Below are 15,933 nucleotides of genomic sequence, written 5' to 3'. Positions count from 1 at the left end.
AGAAGGATGGGGACACGCAGTGAAATTACTTGAGGACAGGATCAAGCAAGATGGCCAGGTGTTAGGCGCCGATGTATTAAAAGTGGACAGTTTCTTGAATCACCAGATTGACCCGGACCTGATGTCGGCGCTGGGTGAGGAGTTCCACGCTCGCTTCAAGGACACGCCAATCACGAAAATCCTGACGGTTGAAAGTTCTGGCATCGCGCCGGCGCTGGCCGCGGGGATGGCCTTCCACAAGCCGGTGGTGTTCGCCCGCAAGCACAAGAGTCTGACCCTCAAGGACCACCTGTATACAGCCGAGGTGTACTCCTTCACGAAAAAAAGCGCCAACACGATCGCCATTGCGACCAAGTTTCTCGGGCCGGATGACCATGTGCTGATCATTGATGACTTTCTCGCCAATGGCCAGGCCGTCGAGGGCCTGATCGATATCATTGCCCAGGCTCAGGCGCACCTGGAAGGCGTTGGGGTCGTGATCGAAAAGAGTTTTCAAAAAGGCCGCGCGCTGCTTGATCAGCGTCACATCCGGGTCGAAGCGCTGGCGCGGATCGCCGCGTTTGAAGATGGCCAAGTGATTTTCAAAGAAGACTAGGAGGTCGCAATGAAACAGCCTGACGTCTCTGCGCCCAAGGCCGCAGTGCTGGGTATCCAGCACCTGCTGGCCATGTACTCCGGGTCGGTCCTGGTTCCGATTCTGATCGGCTCGGCCCTGCGGTTTTCCAGTGAACAAATGACTTACCTGGTGTCGATCGATATTTTCATGTGTGGAATCGCCACGGCCTTGCAGGTCTTCGGCAACAAGTTCTTCGGCATTCGGCTGCCGGTGGTGCTTGGGTGTGCCGTGCAGGCAGTGGCGCCGCTGATCATGATCGGCCAGAAATTCGATATTCAAACGATGTACGGCGCAATCATTGCCGCCGGGGTCTTCGTTTACCTGATCGCCGAGCCGTTTGCCAAGTTGCGGAAGCTGTTTCCGCCGCTGGTGACCGGTAGTCTGATCACGGTCATTGGGCTGTCCCTGATTCCGGTGGCCTTTCAGAATCTCGGCGGTGGCAATGTGGCGGCGAAAAGTTTCGGTTCCGGCGCCAACCTGATTGTCGGCATGTTCACGGTGTTGTTGATCTTGGCCTTCAACGTGTGGGGCAAAGGGTTTGTGCGCTCAATCGCCATTTTGATTGGGCTCATTGGCGGCTCGCTTCTGGGCGGCCTAATGGGCATGGTGTCGTTTCGGCCGGTGATCGAAGCCAGCTGGTTCCACGTGCCCACACCGTTTTATTTTGGGGTCCCGCACTTTGAGTGGAGCTCAATCGTCACCATGATCCTGATTTCCCTGACCTCGATGGTCGAATCAACCGGGGTCTTTTTCGCCCTGGGTGATGTGGTCGACCGCAAAATTGACCAGCCAGATCTGAAAAAAGGCTACCGCGCCGAGGGGCTGGCTGTGATGCTCGGCGGGATATTCAATACCTTCCCGTACACCACCTTCTCGCAAAACGTTGGCCTGGTGCAGCTTTCGGGTATCAAGACCCGCAAGCCGGTGATGTTCTCCGCGCTGTTTTTGGTGCTGCTGGGCCTGCTGCCAAAAATCGGGGCGCTGGCCACGATCATTCCCAATCCCGTGCTGGGTGGGGCGATGCTGGTCATGTTCGGCATGGTCGCCGTCCAGGGCATCCGCATGCTCCAGCAGGTCGATTTTCATGACGACAAGAACTTACTGGTCGCCGCAATTTCGATTGGGCTGGGGCTGGGCGTGACCGTTCAGCCGCAGATCGTTCAGGCGCTGCCGAAGACGCTGCAGCTGCTGTTTTCCTCCGGGATTTTGCTGGCGAGCGTGTCCGCCGTTGGCTTGAATTTACTCTTTAACGCCAAAACGCCGCCTGCCGAGCTGCCAGAGTCGGACGGGTTGAATGAAAAAGCGACGCAGGCACGAAAGGTCGACAAACATGACTGATTTTATTCAACCCGGTGCCGGGATCGGCATCATCGGCGGCGGTCCGCTGGGTTACAGCATGGCCGCCGCGGCGAAGGCAATGGGGATGAACACCATCATCCTGGCGCCGAGTGAAAGCGATATTGCGCTGTCTTTGGCCGACATTCCGCTCGTCGGCAAGGCAACGGATCCGGCAGCCCTGTCGCGCCTGGCCGAAGTGGCCACGGTGGTGACGTTCGCCAATGAAAACGTCGACGGCAACGCCTTGCAGCAGCTGACCACCAAGCACCAGCTGCCCTCCGGGGTGGACATTTTGTCCGTCACCCAGGACCGGTACTTGGAAATGGTCTTCCTGGACGACCTCAACGTCAACATTCTGCCGTACGCGCAGGTGGTGGGGCCTAGCGACATCGCCAAGGCCATCGAGTCGGTTGGGCTGCCCGCCATTTTGAAGCCGATTCAAAAGGACATGGGCGCCGACCAGCAGCTGCGTCTGACCAGTCCGGACGATGTGACCCACGCCCAGCAGTTGCTGCAGCAGCGGCCGTACATTCTGGAGGCCTGGCTTGATCATCCGACCGAGTACGCGGTCACCGTGGTCAAAAATGGTGACGACATCAAGGTCATGCCGGTGGTGCAAACCGTCTTTGCCCATCATCAGCTGAAGGCGGCGTTCGTGCCAGCTACCGGCGGCGACGCCGTGCACCAGGAGATTCAGCGGGTGGCCAAGCTGATCGCCAAGCACCTGAATTACACTGGCGCCTTTGGCATTGAACTCTTCATGACCGCGAACCAGTCGCTGTACGTCAAGCGCCTGTACCCGGCGCCGCAGCTCACCAACCACGTGTTGGCCAGCACCACCGGGTTCAGCCCAGTGGCGATGCACCTGCGCGCGCTGCTTGGGTGGCCGCTGCCTAAGCTCTCGCTGCTGCGACCGGGGGTCATGATCCCGCTGCGGGCGGCCGATGCCGCCGCGGCGATGACGCAGGTGCGCATCAAGCCGGACTGGCAGTTTGAGTTTTACCCGAGCGGGGATGACCTGATCGGCACGATGACGATTTACAAGCCGCTGGTTGAGGCGGCGCAGCTTTTGAACGCAACGGATCACTTTCACTTGAACCTGACAGAGGAGGACTAACATGATCGATCGCTACAGCCGCCCTGAAATGGCCGCCGTGTGGACAGAGAAGAATCGCTACCAGGCCTGGCTCGAAGTTGAGATCCTGGCCGCCGAGGCGTGGAGCCAGCTGGGTGAGATCCCGGCAGCCGATGTGAAGGCGCTGCGTCAAAACGCCAGCTTCACCGTCGACCGCATCCACGAGATCGAGGCCGTCACCCGCCACGACGTCGTGGCCTTTACGCGCACCGTTTCCGAGTCCCTTGGCCCGGAGAAAAAATGGGTGCACTTTGGCCTGACCAGCACCGACGTGGTTGACACCGCGCAAGGCGCCGTCCTGAAGCAGGCCGACGCCATCCTGCGCGAAGACCTTGAGGCGCTGCTCGCTGTGGTCGGCCGCCGCGCCAAGGAATTCAAGCACACCGTGATGATGGGCCGCACCCATGGCGTCCACGCCGAACCGACCACGTTTGGCCTGGTCCTGGCGACCTGGTACTCCGAACTAAAGCGCGACCTCAAGCGCTTTGACGACGCGGCTGCCGATGTCGAAGCCGGCAAAATTTCCGGCGCAGTGGGGACGTTTGCCAACACGCCACCGGCGGTTGAGGCGTACGTTTGCGAGCACTTAGGCATCCGCGCTCAGGAAATTTCGACGCAGGTGCTGCCGCGTGATCTGCACGCCCACTACATTCAGACCCTGGGCCTGATTGCAACGTCGATTGAGCGGTTTGCCCTGGAGATCCGCCACCTGCAGCGCACCGAGGTGCACGAGGTCGAGGAACACTTCAATCCCGGCCAAAAGGGCAGCTCGGCCATGCCGCACAAGCGCAACCCGATCAGCTCCGAAAATGTCACCGGGCTGGCCCGCATCATTCGCGGCTACGCGACTCCCGCACTGGAAGACGTCCCGCTGTGGCACGAGCGAGACATTTCGCACAGCTCAGCAGAGCGTATCATGCTGCCCGACGCCACAGGCTTATTGGATTACATCCTGCACCGCTTCACTGGCATCGTCCAAAATCTCGATGTGTTCCCGGAGACGATGAAGGCAAACATGCAAAAGACGCATGGCCTGATCTTCAGCCAGCGCGTCATGCTCAAGCTGATTGAAACGGGCATGAGCCGGGAAGCAGCGTACGATCTGGTGCAGCCCAAGACCGCGCAGGCCTGGGACGAGCACCGCGACTTCCGTCAGCTGCTTGAGGCCGACCCGAAAGTCACCGATCGGCTGGATCAGGCGGCGCTGGACGATGCCTTTGACTATCACTACCACCTGCGCCATGTGGATGAGATTTTTGATCGGATCGGCCTGGGCGAGGCCTAAAAGCCCCGCCTGTGGTCCTGCAAACGGGCCGTCAGCCTTGTGCTGGCGGTTTTTGCGTGACGTGAGCGGTTGCAAAGCAGTGTGATTTTCGGTAGGCTGAAGCCGAATGGAGTGGGACAACATGGACGTCGAGGAAGTTAAACAATTAGTGCAAAAACCGCTGGACGAGGACCTGTGGCCCAAGCAGCTGACTGCCGCTGTCCGGCTGTTGGCTGCGTTTGCCGGCGGCGACCCTGAGCAGATCACCAGTGCACTAAGCGAAGATGGTGATCTGACGATGCACCTGCAGGGGCTGTGGCCGCGGGCGATTGCCCAGGGCATACCGCTGCCGCTGGTGGCCCAAGTGATCCAGCCCCAGGGACCCAAGCCCGGCCAGGCGGCGGACCGCCTGCTGCGCGGGGTTTTGAACAGCTACGTTTTAACGCTGCGGGATTTGACGCAGTTGCCCAAGGAGCTGTACCCGCGCTGGCGCGAGATCCGGCAGATTCAAAATCAACTGCTGACGCTGCAGGCCATCTTGCACCAGTGGCGGCTGGAGGAAGACGGCGCGCCGGTGCGTGTCACCCTTTACGGCCCAGTGGCCGGCGGGACCCTTAAGGCAGCCGGCCTCGCTGGTGTCAAAGTCACTCAGGCCAAGTTGGCCAAGCCATGGCTTCACGGCTTTTTGGGCAGCTTGCCGATGCCGGCGATCGTGGCGGGTCGCCGCAGCCAGGGCGGCCGCGCCGGAAGCGGCCAGCAGCAGGAAGTCCTGACCCGGGCGAAAGATCTGCGGCGCCGGCAGTTTCCGCGCACCCGCTCGGCGGCGCTGAACCGCGGCGAGCGCGAGGTCCTCTACGGAAAAACGGCGGTGAGCGACTTTACGGCGTTTGACCTGGAATTTTCCAGTGGCAACGCGCGTGAAGGCATGTTCATCACGGAAATTGGCGCGGTCAAGGTCAAGGCCAACCACATTGTCGACACCTTCAACGTGTTCGTCCAGGTGCCGGCGCGGCGCCACCTGAATACCTATTCGCAGCGCGTCACGGGCATTCATGAAGAGACCTTGAAGCAGTACGGCTTGCCGGCCAACGAGGCGATCCGCCAGTTCATCGATTTCATCGGTGAGGACAGCCTGCTGGGGTTTTCGATGCACGGCGGCGATTTGCCGGTGCTGCGGCGCCAGTTCAACCTGTACCCGCAGCCGTATCGGCTGATCGACGTCGCGCTTTTGGCCAAGCAGGCCGGGCCGATGCCGGGCAACCCGGAAGTCAGCCTGACGACCTACCGCCACTACCTGGGGCTGAGTCTGCTCGCGCACGGGGCGCTGTATGATGCGGTGACCACGTATGCGCTGTATGCGTACCTTCAAGAGGACGCGCGCGATCCTGAGGCATTAGTCAAGGAGTTCAACCAGGTGTTTGAAGCGACCAGTTTGAAGCAGAAAAAGTGAGGCGCTAGGCGCCGAGCCTAAATTTTAACCGGGCCGGTCCCAGTGCGCCTGCGCCCATAAAAGCCCAGCGTGAAGCCGTTTTCGCGCGGTGCGGCCGCTGTTTTGGCAGCGGCTTTTTTGGTACAATGGGAAAAGCAAAGATAAAGCAGGAAGGACGATATCATGGCGAATGCACTTCTGAAAGGCATGAACGATAAACAATCCGAGGCGGTGCTGGCCACTGAGGGCCCACTGCTCATCATGGCCGGGGCGGGCTCTGGCAAGACGCGCGTGTTGACGCACCGCGTCGCCTACCTGATCGAGGAGAAGGGCATCAACCCCTGGCGCATTCTGGCCATCACCTTTACCAACAAGGCCGCCCGCGAAATGAAGGAGCGAATCGGCCGGATGCTCGACCCGGAGCTGGCCCGCGACGTCTGGGTCTCGACCTTCCACGCGCTGTGCGTCCGCATTCTGCGCCGCGACATCGAGAAACTGGGCATGAACCGCGCGTTCACCATTGCCGACCCGGCCGAGCAAAAGACGCTGGTCAAGCACATCTTGGCCGACTTAAACATCGACCCGAAGCGCTACGACCCCAAGGCCCTGCTATCGGCGATCTCCAACGCCAAAAACGACCTGAAAACGCCTGAGCAGTACGCCAAGACCGCCGGCACGCCATTTGAGCAAACCACGGCGACGGTGTACGCCGAGTACCAAAAGCGCATGCGGTCCGACCAGGCGTTGGACTTTGATGACCTGATCATGCAAACCATCATCCTGTTTCAGAAAGATCCGGAAACGCTGAAGTTCTACCAAAATAAGTTCCAGTACATTCACGTCGACGAATATCAGGACACCAACGAGGCCCAGTACCAGCTGGTCCAAATGCTGGCGGATGGCTACCGTAACCTGTGCGTGGTCGGGGATGCCGACCAGAGCATTTACGGCTGGCGCGGCGCGAACATGCAAAACATCCTGGACTTTAAAAAGGACTACCCGGATGCGCAGGTCGTGCTGCTCGAGCAGAACTACCGCTCGACCAAAACCATCTTGCAGGCGGCAAACGCCGTGATCAAGAACAACAAAAAGCGTCAGGTGAAGACCTTGTGGACCGAAAACAAGACTGGGGACAAAATCACCTACTACCGGGCCCAAAGCGAACTCGACGAGGCCTATTTTGTCATCAAAACGATTGAGCAGGACACTCGCTCCGGCAAGCGCAAGTACGGCGACTTCGCGGTGCTTTACCGCACCAACGCGCAATCTCGGGCAATTGAAGAGGCCTTCGTCAAAAGCAACATCCCGTACAAGATGGTCGGCGGCCACAAGTTCTACGACCGCAAGGAAATTCGCGACGCCTTGGCCTATTTTCGGCTGGTGATCAACCCGGATGACGACATGAGCTTCAACCGGATCGTCAATGAGCCCAAGCGCGGCATTGGCGACACGTCGATGGACAAGCTTCAGGCCTTCGCCACTCAAAACGGCTGGTCGCTGCTGGAAGCGGCGCAAAATGCCGAGCTTTCTGATGTGTCGGGCAAGGCCCGCGGGGCGCTGGCCAAGTTTGGCGCGACCATCCAGCAGATCCAGGCCAAAAAGGACAAGGGCACCGTCACCGACCTGATGCAGGCAATTTTGGACGACACCGGTTACCTGCCAACGCTGAAAAACGCCGGCACCGTCGAGGCCGACACGCGCATCGAGAACTTGCAGGAGCTGCTTTCTGTCACGCAGCAGTTCGATGAACGCTACGAACCCGAAGACGAAAACTCTGACATTTTTGTTGACTTCATCGCCGATCTGGCGCTGGTCTCGGATCAAGACGAGGTCGAAGAAGACGCACAGGAAGTCACCTTGATGACGCTGCATGCCGCCAAGGGCCTGGAATTTCCGGTCGTGTTCATGGTGGGCATGGAGGAAGGCCTTTTCCCGCTTTCCCGCTCCGCCATGGACGAAAAGGAAATGGAAGAAGAGCGCCGGCTGGCCTATGTCGGCATCACGCGGGCCAAGTCAAAGCTGTATCTGAGCAATGCCTATGCCCGGATGCTGTATGGCCAGCGCCAAAACAATCCGGAAAGTCGCTTCATCGAAGAAATTGACCCTGAGCTGCTCGAAACGGTCGGGCAGCAGGCCCCGAAGTCGAGTTATCCGTTCGACCGCGAGGCCAACCGCACAGCGCGGGCCGTGACGCCAACTTACTCGCGGCACCCGCAGGGCACGCGGGCCAAGGTGGTGGACAACGCGACGGCGCCGACCAGCACCGCCGGCAAGGTCACCTGGACTGTTGGCGACAAGGCGGCGCACCGCAAGTGGGGTGTTGGCACCATCGTCAAAGTCTCTGGCAAGGGCGATGACCAGGAGCTGGACATCGCGTTTCCGGAAATGGGGGTCAAGCGGCTGCTGGCCGCGTTTGCCCCGATCACCAAACACGTGGACTAGACAGGAGGCAGCAAGATGGCAGAGCAGGACGTTTCGGCAATGACGCACAGCGACGCAGCGACGGCCATTCAGCCGCTGGTCGATCAGCTCAACCAGTGGCGCCGCGAGTACTACGACCAAGACGCGCCAACGGTTGACGACCATGAATACGACATGGCGTATCAGCGGCTGCTGGCAATTGAGGCCAAGTACCCGGATTTGGTGCTGCCGGATTCGCCCAGCCAGGCGGTCGGCGGCAGTGTCGACACCGACTTTGTCAAGGTGCCGCACCCGATTCCCATGCTGTCGATGGGGGATGTCTTTTCCCTGGAAGAGCTGGAGGAGTGGGCTGAGCGGCTAGAAGGCGGCGTCGAAGAACAGGTCGACTACAACGTCGAGCTTAAAATCGACGGGCTGTCGCTGTCACTGGTGTACGAAAACGGCAAGCTGGTGCAGGGCTCCACGCGCGGCGACGGCAATGTCGGCGAGGACGTCACGGCTAACGTGATGACCATTAAGGACATTCCGCATGAGCTGAAACAGCCCCTGAACATTGAGGTGCGCGGCGAGTGCTACATGCCTAAAAAGGCTTTTGCCAAGCTGAACGCCGCGCGCGAGGCGCAAGGGCTGGCCACGTTTGCCAACCCGCGCAACGCGGCGGCGGGCAGCTTGCGCCAGCTCGACCCCAAGGTGACCAAGGCGCGCGAGCTGGCGACGTTCATTTACACGCTGATCGACCCAGAGCGCTTCAACATCGAAACCCAGCATGACGCGATCGCCTTCATGCAGGACTTGGGTTTCGTCACCAATCCCAGCTCCATCACGACCGGCGACCTCAAGCAAATGGACAGCTACATTGCCACTCAAACCGCGGACCGCGACGCCTTGGCTTACGGCATCGACGGCATCGTGGTCAAGGTCAACAGCCTGCCGCTTCAACAGGAGCTGGGCAACACCGTCAAGGTGCCGCGCTGGGAGATCGCGTACAAGTTTCCGCCTGAGCAGGCGGAAACAGTGGTGCGAGACATTGACTGGACGATTGGCCGCACCGGCGTGGTGACGCCGACGGCCGTGATGGATCCGGTGGCCTTGGCGGGCACCACGGTGGCCCGGGCCACGCTGCACAACGCAGACCTGATCGCTGAAAAGGACATTCGCATCGGCGATACGGTGCTGCTGCACAAGGCTGGCGACATCATTCCCGAGGTTTCGGCGGTGGTGCTGAGCAAGCGGCCGGCGAATTCTGTGCCGGCAGCGATCCCGACGGCGTGCCCGTCCTGCAATCAGCCGCTGGTGCACGTCGACGGCGAAGTCGCGCTGCGGTGCATCAATCCGATGTGTCCGGCGCAGGTCCAAGAACAGTTGACCCATTTTGCCAGCCGGCTGGCGATGAATATTGATGGTCTTGGTCCGAAAATCATCGCCCAGCTGCAGGCAAAAGGACTGGTCAAGGACGTCGCCGATCTGTACCACTTGACGGCCGAGGACCTCAGCACCCTGGACAAGTTCAAGGAAAAGTCGATTAATAATTTGTTAAAGGCCATCGACAACAGTCGGCAGAACTCTGTGGAACGCCTACTATTTGGCTTAGGCATTCGCCATGTCGGCGCCAAGGCCGCGCGGCTTTTGGCGGCGCATTTTGGCGATATCGACGCGCTGATGGCCGCCGACGAGGCAACCATTGCCGACGTGGAAAACATCGGTCCGACCATTGCCGCGAGCGTTGTGCAGTACTTTAAGCGCGACACGGCCCGGGCGTTGATCGAGGACTTTCGGCAGGCCAACGTCAATTTGACCTTTAAGGGCGGCGCGCCGGTGGCTACGGATTCATTTTTCTCGGGCAAAACCGTCGTGATCACCGGCTCGTTTGCGGCCTTCACCCGGCCGGCGTTGACGGCCAAGCTTCAGGCGCTCGGCGCCAAGGTCACCGGCTCTGTGTCCAAACGCACCGATCTGGTGGTTGCCGGCGCCAAGGCGGGTTCAAAGCTCACCAAGGCGCAGACCCTGAACGTGCCGGTGATGGATGAACAGGAATTACAGACGAAACTATAAGTGAGGCATTTTGTTGATGAAGAAAATTTTGACCGCGGCGCTGCTGGCGACCGCCGTTCTGCTTGCCGCGTGTGGTAACCTGAACTTCAATTCGGGCAGCGGGGCAAGCGGGGCTAGCGGCAGCAGCACGAGTAAATACACGACCACCGGCACCTCGGATTCCGGCACCTACGAAGGGGTCATCAAGGGCGGTCGTTATCAGACCTCAAGCGCCCGCGGCCTGCAGCTGACGCAGAATCAGCAGGACGGCAACGCCTTTAATATCAAGAGCATGGAGGCCGGGCTGCAGGAAATTGCCAAGAAGCAGTTTTCGACCTCCAAGTACCTGTTTGAAGAAGGCCAACTGCTTTCCACGGCGACGGCCAAAAAGTGGCTGGGCCACCGCTCTGATCAAGACGCCGAGGGCCTAAACCCGAAGAGCAACAAGGAAACTGATCCCGACAAGCGGGTCCCAACGTACCTGCAAACGATTTTGGAGCAGGACTACATGACCCAAAGCGGGTCGTCAATGAGCCTGGGCGGCGTGGCCATCGGCTTGGGGATGAACGAGTACGACTACTACGAAAAAGAGCAGTACGGCGCTACCTACACCACCCACATCACGGATGCGGCCATGACTCAGCAGAGCCGGCGCATGGCGCAGGAGGTGGTCGCCCGCGTGCGGCGGATGAAGGGCGTGTCTAACACCACCCCAATCGTGATCGGGTTGTACAAGTTGGCGGCGCGCGACTCGCTGGTCGGTGGCACCTACTTTGATTACGTGGTGTCCACCTCCGGTACCTCGCTTCAGTCCTGGAAGCCGGTCAATCAGCAAAATGAGGTCCTGCCGACGATCGACAACAAGAAGCCGATCAACCAAACGGTTGCGGACGATTTTAACAACTTCCAAAGCAATGTTGAAAACTTCTTCCCGACCTTGGCCGGCGTCACTGCGCAGGCGCACTACGAAGATAACCAGCTCGCCGGGCTCAACGTCACCATCAACACGCAGTTTTATGGCCTGACCGAGATTCAAAGCTTTACCCAGTACGTCAGCGCCATGGCCTCCAAGTACCTGCCAAGTGGCGTGCAGGTTCAGATCACCGTCCAGTCCACGCAGGGCATGCAGGCCTTCTTGGCCCGCGCCAGCGGCGCCAAGGACTTTACCACGCACGTGTTCGACAGTTACTGATTCTCACGTCCGGGCAACCGGGCGTTTTTTGGTAAAAAACTGGCGGCTGCGCGCAGGCGAGTCAGGTTCGTATGGTAAACTAAGATGATTAAATCCCTAAGCAAAAGCGAAGAAGGTAGAGAACATGATTTCAAAAGACAGTGTGGCGCACGTTGCCGGCTTGGCGAAGTTGGCCTTTTCGGAAGACGAGCTGCAGCAGTACACGGCCCAACTCGATGAGATCTTGAATATGGTCGCCCAACTGGAAACCGTCGATACCACCGGCGTGCCGGTGACGACGCAAAGTATTCACCTTGAAAATGTGATGCGCGAGGACGTCGCCGTCAATGACACCGACGTTCAGGACCTGCTGGCCAACGTGCCGACTAAGAAGGGCACGCTGATCCAGGTACCATCGATCATCGATAAGGAGGACGACTAAGCCGTGAGTTACGATAATCTGGACATCACCAAGCTGCACGACCAGCTTCAATCTGGCAAGCTCACCGCGGCCGCGCTGACCGCGCAGACCTTCGCTGACATCAAGCGGATTGACCCCGAGATCGACGCCTTTTTGACGTTGAACGAAGCAGCGGCCAAAAAAGCCGCGGCGGCGCAAGACGACGCCGGAATTGAGGCAGACAAGCCGTTTGCCGGCGTGCCGGTCGGCATCAAGGACAACATTGTCACCAAGGGCCTGAAGACCACAGCGGCGTCCAAGATCCTGAACAACTTCGTGCCGGTTTACGACGCCACCGTGGTTGAGAAACTGCAGGCGGCAGGCGCCATCATCGCCGGCAAGCTGAACCTCGACGAATTTGCGATGGGCTCATCAACGGAAAACTCCGCCTTTAAGACCACCAAAAACGCGTGGGACCACACCAAGGTGCCAGGCGGCTCGTCAGGCGGCTCCGCAGCCGCTGTTGCCTCAGGCCAGCTGCCGATGGCGCTGGGCACCGACACCGGCGGCTCGATTCGCCAGCCGGCGGCCTTTAACGGCATCGTTGGGCTGAAGCCGACGTACGGCCGGGTTTCGCGCTGGGGCGTGATTGCCTTTGCGTCCAGTCTGGACGTTGTTGGGTCTTTGACCCACACGGTGCGCGACGCCGCTTTGACCCTGAACGTGATCGCCGGTCATGACAAGAAGGACGCCACCACTGCTGATCTGGCAGTGCCGGATTACACGGCAAAGCTGGGTCAGTCGATTCAGGGCATGAAGATCGCCCTGCCTGAGGAGTACCTGGGCGAAGGCGTCGATCCGGCCGTGGCTGAGCAGATCAAGCAGGCGGCCGAGCAGTTCCGCAGCTTGGGCGCAACGGTTGAAACCGTGTCGCTGCCGCATACCAAGTACGCGGTGCCGGCCTATTACATCATCGCCAGCTCCGAGGCTTCCTCGAACCTGCAGCGTTTTGATGGCATCCGCTACGGTTTCCGCGCCAAGGACGTCAAGAATCTGGAGGACGTTTACGTGCGTTCGCGCTCCGAGGGCTTTGGCCCCGAGGTCAAGCGGCGCATTATGCTGGGGACCTTTAGTCTGTCCGCCGGCTTTTACGACGCCTACTTTAAGAAGGCCGCGCAGGTCCGCACCCTGATTGCTCAGGACTTTGACAAGGTGTTTGAAGATTACGACTTCATCATCGGCCCAACCACGCCGACCACGGCGTTCAAGATTGGCGCTAAGGTCACCGATCCGCTCACGATGTACATGAACGATATCCTGACCATTCCGGTCAACTTGGCCGGGCTGCCAGCACTGTCGATCCCAGCTGGGTTGGTTGACGGCATGCCCGTTGGCCTGCAGCTGATCGGCAAGCAGTTCGATGAGCAGACCTTGCTGCAGGCGGCCGACGCGTTTGAAACCGCGACCGGCTACCAGGATGCGATCCCGGGAGGTGCGAACGAATGAATTTTGAAACCACAATCGGGCTTGAAGTCCACGTTGAGCTGAAAACCAAGTCCAAAATGTACTCACCGACGGCGGTGTCATACGGTGCCGAACCGAACGTCAACACCAACGTGATCGACTGGGGTTTTCCAGGCACGCTGCCGACGATCAACCGCGGGGCGTATTCCTACGGCATCATGGTTGCGCTCGCGCTGCACGCCGACATCACCCGCCACACGCATTTTGACCGGAAGAATTATTTCTACCCGGATAACCCGAAGGCCTACCAGATCACGCAAAGCGAGACGCCGCTGGCCACCAACGGCTATGTCGAGATTGAAGTAGACGGCAAGAAGAAAAAAATTGGCATCCACGAGTTGCATGTCGAAGAAGACGCCGGGAAAAACTCCCATGAAGACGACGGGTATTCTTACGTCGATTTGAACCGGCAGGGGACGCCGTTGGTCGAGATCGTGTCCGAGCCGGACATCGCCTCGCCTGAAGAGGCCTACCAATACCTCGAGCAGCTGCGCCAAATCGTGCAGTTCACCGGGGCTTCAGACGTCAAAATGGAGGAAGGCTCGATGCGGGTGGACACCAACCTGTCCGTGCGCCCGATTGGCCAGGATGGTTTTGGGACCAAGACCGAAATCAAGAACCTGAACTCCTTCAACCATGTCCGCGACGGCCTGGCCTACGAGCAAAAGCGCCAGATCCAGCTGCTGATGGCAGGCGGCGAGGTGCGCCAGGAAACGCGGCGCTGGGATCCGGCCAAGAAGGAAACCATTCTGATGCGGGTCAAGGAAGGCGCGGACGATTACCGCTACTTCCCAGAACCTGACCTGCCGCCGGTGTTTGTGTCCCAGCAGTGGATCGATGAGGTCCAGGCAAAGCTGCCAGAGGCGCCGGCCAAGCGCCGGGCACGCTACGTCACAGACTGGGGCATCCCAGAATACGACGCCGGCGTGTTGACGTTGACCATGGAAATGGCCAACTTCTTTGAGGCGACGGTGGCCGCCGGGGCCGATCCCAAACAGGCCTCAAACTGGCTGATGGGCGAGGTGTCCGGTTACTTGAACGCTGAGCACCTGGAGCTCAAGGATGTTGCGCTGACCCCGGCCCACCTGGCTGGCATGATCAACCTGATCGATGACGGCACTATCTCCAGCAAGATCGCCAAGAAGGTCTTTCAGGAAATTATCAAGGAAGACGTCGATCCGAAGGCGTGGGTCGAGGAAAAGGGCATGGTTCAACTGTCTGATCCAGCCAAGCTCACCCCGATCGTCAATGACATCTTGGACAACAATGCCCAAAGTATTGATGACTTCAAGAACGGCAAGTCGCGCGCCATCGGCTTTTTGGTCGGGCAGATCATGAAGCAGACCCACGGCAAGGCCAATCCGAAGGTCGTCAACAGCATTTTGATGACGGAAATCAAAAAACGGTAATTAGGAGGTGATCGCGATGCGCCCACGCGCACGTTTGATCTATAACCCGACTTCGGGCAATGAAGGCATGCGGCGGTACGTCGCGGACATCTTAGACGTGATGGAGCAGGCGGGCTACGAGGCCTCAGCCTTCCAGACTACGGCTGAACCCTTTTCGGCGAAAAAAGAGGCCAGCCGGGCCACCGAGGCCGGCTTTGCCCTGATTGTGGGCGCAGGCGGCGACGGCACCATTAATGAGGTCGTCAACGGCATTGCGCCGCACAAGCACCGGCCCAAGCTGGCCATCATTCCCGCCGGCACCACCAACGACTACGCCCGCGCCTTGCGCATTCCGCGCGAAGACCCGGTCGCGGCGGCCAAGGTCATTCTTAAGGGCCAGACCCTGCGAATGGACATCGGTCAGGCCAACAATCACTACTTCATGAATATTGCCGCCGGCGGCCTGCTGACCGAGCTGACATACCAGGTGCCGTCGGAGTTTAAGTCCATTTTTGGGTACTTCGCGTATGTGGTGAAGGCGGCAGAGATGCTGCCGGCGATCCAGTCGGTGCCGATGCACCTGGAGTACGATGACGGGGTGTACGACGGCCCGGCCTCCATGTTCCTGCTGGCGATGACCAACAGTGTCGGCGGCTTCGAGCAGATCGTGCCGGATTCCAGCATGGGGGATGGCAAGTTCTCGCTGATCGTTGTCAAGACTGGCAATTTCGGGGACATGCTGGTGCTGATCGCCAAGGTCTTAAACGGCGGGCGCCACGTCGATGATTCCAACATCATCTACACCAAGACGTCTAAGCTGGTTGCGACGCGGTCTGATGGCGGCGAGATGAAGATCAACCTCGACGGCGACTACGGCGGTTCAGCCCCGATGACGTTCTTGAACCTCAAGCAGCACATCGAAATGTTTGCCAACGTCGACGAGATTCCCAAGAAGAACCTTGACATTGATCTGGTGCGCCAGCAGGGCTACCTGGAAGAAGTGGAGCACATTTCCCATCAGGACTTGAACGGCGACGGTCAAATCTCCGGCGAGGATAAAAAGTAGCAACAGACGGGCTCTGGTCAGTGAACACTGGCCGGAGCCTGTTTTGGTGCGCCCGGCATGGGCGCCAACTTGGTGGTGAAAGTCCACTGCGGGCCGTAGTAGTCGGAACCGCTAGCCAAGGGCAAGGGTGTCCATCGCGAGGTGGAATCT

General features: G+C 59.5%; 12 protein-coding genes. All 12 read left to right on the top strand.

The window, feature by feature from the left end; translation table 11 throughout:
- Positions 1–19: 19 nt before the first annotated feature.
- Entirely contained in the window at positions 20–595 is a 576-nt protein-coding gene (locus tag EKM86_RS08900; RefSeq protein ID WP_164506235.1) for a xanthine phosphoribosyltransferase, read from the top strand.
- Between the two features lie 9 nt (positions 596–604).
- Positions 605–1,954: a nucleobase:cation symporter-2 family protein gene (locus tag EKM86_RS08895; protein WP_125757165.1), complete on the top strand. Its 1,350-nt coding sequence runs from the start codon at positions 605–607 to the stop codon at positions 1,952–1,954.
- Positions 1,947–3,071 carry an ATP-grasp domain-containing protein gene (locus EKM86_RS08890; protein ID WP_164506234.1) on the top strand — a complete coding sequence of 375 codons (1,125 nt, stop codon included), beginning with the start codon at positions 1,947–1,949 and terminating at the stop codon, positions 3,069–3,071. The genes EKM86_RS08895 and EKM86_RS08890 overlap by 8 nt, the downstream gene beginning before the upstream one ends.
- Position 3,072: 1 nt before the next feature.
- Positions 3,073–4,374, top strand: coding sequence for an adenylosuccinate lyase (gene purB / locus EKM86_RS08885; protein ID WP_125757161.1), 1,302 nt, complete (start codon positions 3,073–3,075; stop codon positions 4,372–4,374).
- 121 nt (positions 4,375–4,495) lie between these two features.
- Positions 4,496–5,803 carry a 3'-5' exonuclease gene (locus tag EKM86_RS08880; protein ID WP_164506233.1) on the top strand — a complete coding sequence of 436 codons (1,308 nt, stop codon included), beginning with the start codon at positions 4,496–4,498 and terminating at the stop codon, positions 5,801–5,803.
- Positions 5,804–5,965: 162 nt separating this feature from the next.
- Positions 5,966–8,224 (top strand): DNA helicase PcrA, encoded by a 2,259-nt coding sequence (gene pcrA / locus EKM86_RS08875; protein ID WP_379909513.1) that lies wholly within the window; start codon positions 5,966–5,968, stop codon positions 8,222–8,224.
- Between the two features lie 15 nt (positions 8,225–8,239).
- Positions 8,240–10,255 carry an NAD-dependent DNA ligase LigA gene (gene ligA, locus EKM86_RS08870; protein WP_125757155.1) on the top strand — a complete coding sequence of 672 codons (2,016 nt, stop codon included), beginning with the start codon at positions 8,240–8,242 and terminating at the stop codon, positions 10,253–10,255.
- A 16-nt stretch (positions 10,256–10,271) separates the two neighbouring features.
- Positions 10,272–11,426, top strand: a complete 1,155-nt coding sequence (locus EKM86_RS08865; RefSeq protein ID WP_125757153.1) for a CamS family sex pheromone protein — start codon at positions 10,272–10,274, stop codon at positions 11,424–11,426.
- Positions 11,427–11,550: 124 nt separating this feature from the next.
- Complete coding sequence (gene gatC, locus EKM86_RS08860) at positions 11,551–11,847, top strand: Asp-tRNA(Asn)/Glu-tRNA(Gln) amidotransferase subunit GatC (RefSeq protein ID WP_125757151.1); 297 nt, start codon at positions 11,551–11,553, stop codon at positions 11,845–11,847.
- A gap of 3 nt (positions 11,848–11,850) precedes the next feature.
- Complete coding sequence (gene gatA / locus EKM86_RS08855) at positions 11,851–13,311, top strand: Asp-tRNA(Asn)/Glu-tRNA(Gln) amidotransferase subunit GatA (RefSeq protein WP_125757149.1); 1,461 nt, start codon at positions 11,851–11,853, stop codon at positions 13,309–13,311.
- Positions 13,308–14,738 (top strand): Asp-tRNA(Asn)/Glu-tRNA(Gln) amidotransferase subunit GatB, encoded by a 1,431-nt coding sequence (gatB, locus tag EKM86_RS08850; RefSeq protein WP_125757147.1) that lies wholly within the window; start codon positions 13,308–13,310, stop codon positions 14,736–14,738. Before gatA ends, gatB begins: the two co-directional genes overlap by 4 nt.
- A 16-nt stretch (positions 14,739–14,754) precedes the next feature.
- Positions 14,755–15,783 carry a diacylglycerol kinase family lipid kinase gene (locus EKM86_RS08845; protein WP_125757145.1) on the top strand — a complete coding sequence of 343 codons (1,029 nt, stop codon included), beginning with the start codon at positions 14,755–14,757 and terminating at the stop codon, positions 15,781–15,783.
- The last annotated feature ends 150 nt before the right edge of the window (positions 15,784–15,933 follow it).

It is taken from the genome of Lacticaseibacillus hegangensis (assembly GCF_003946465.1).
Classification (GTDB): Bacteria; Bacillota; Bacilli; order Lactobacillales; family Lactobacillaceae; genus Lacticaseibacillus; species Lacticaseibacillus hegangensis.
Note: the sequence above shows the minus strand (reverse complement) of the source record. Positions and strands in the feature narration are given on the sequence as shown.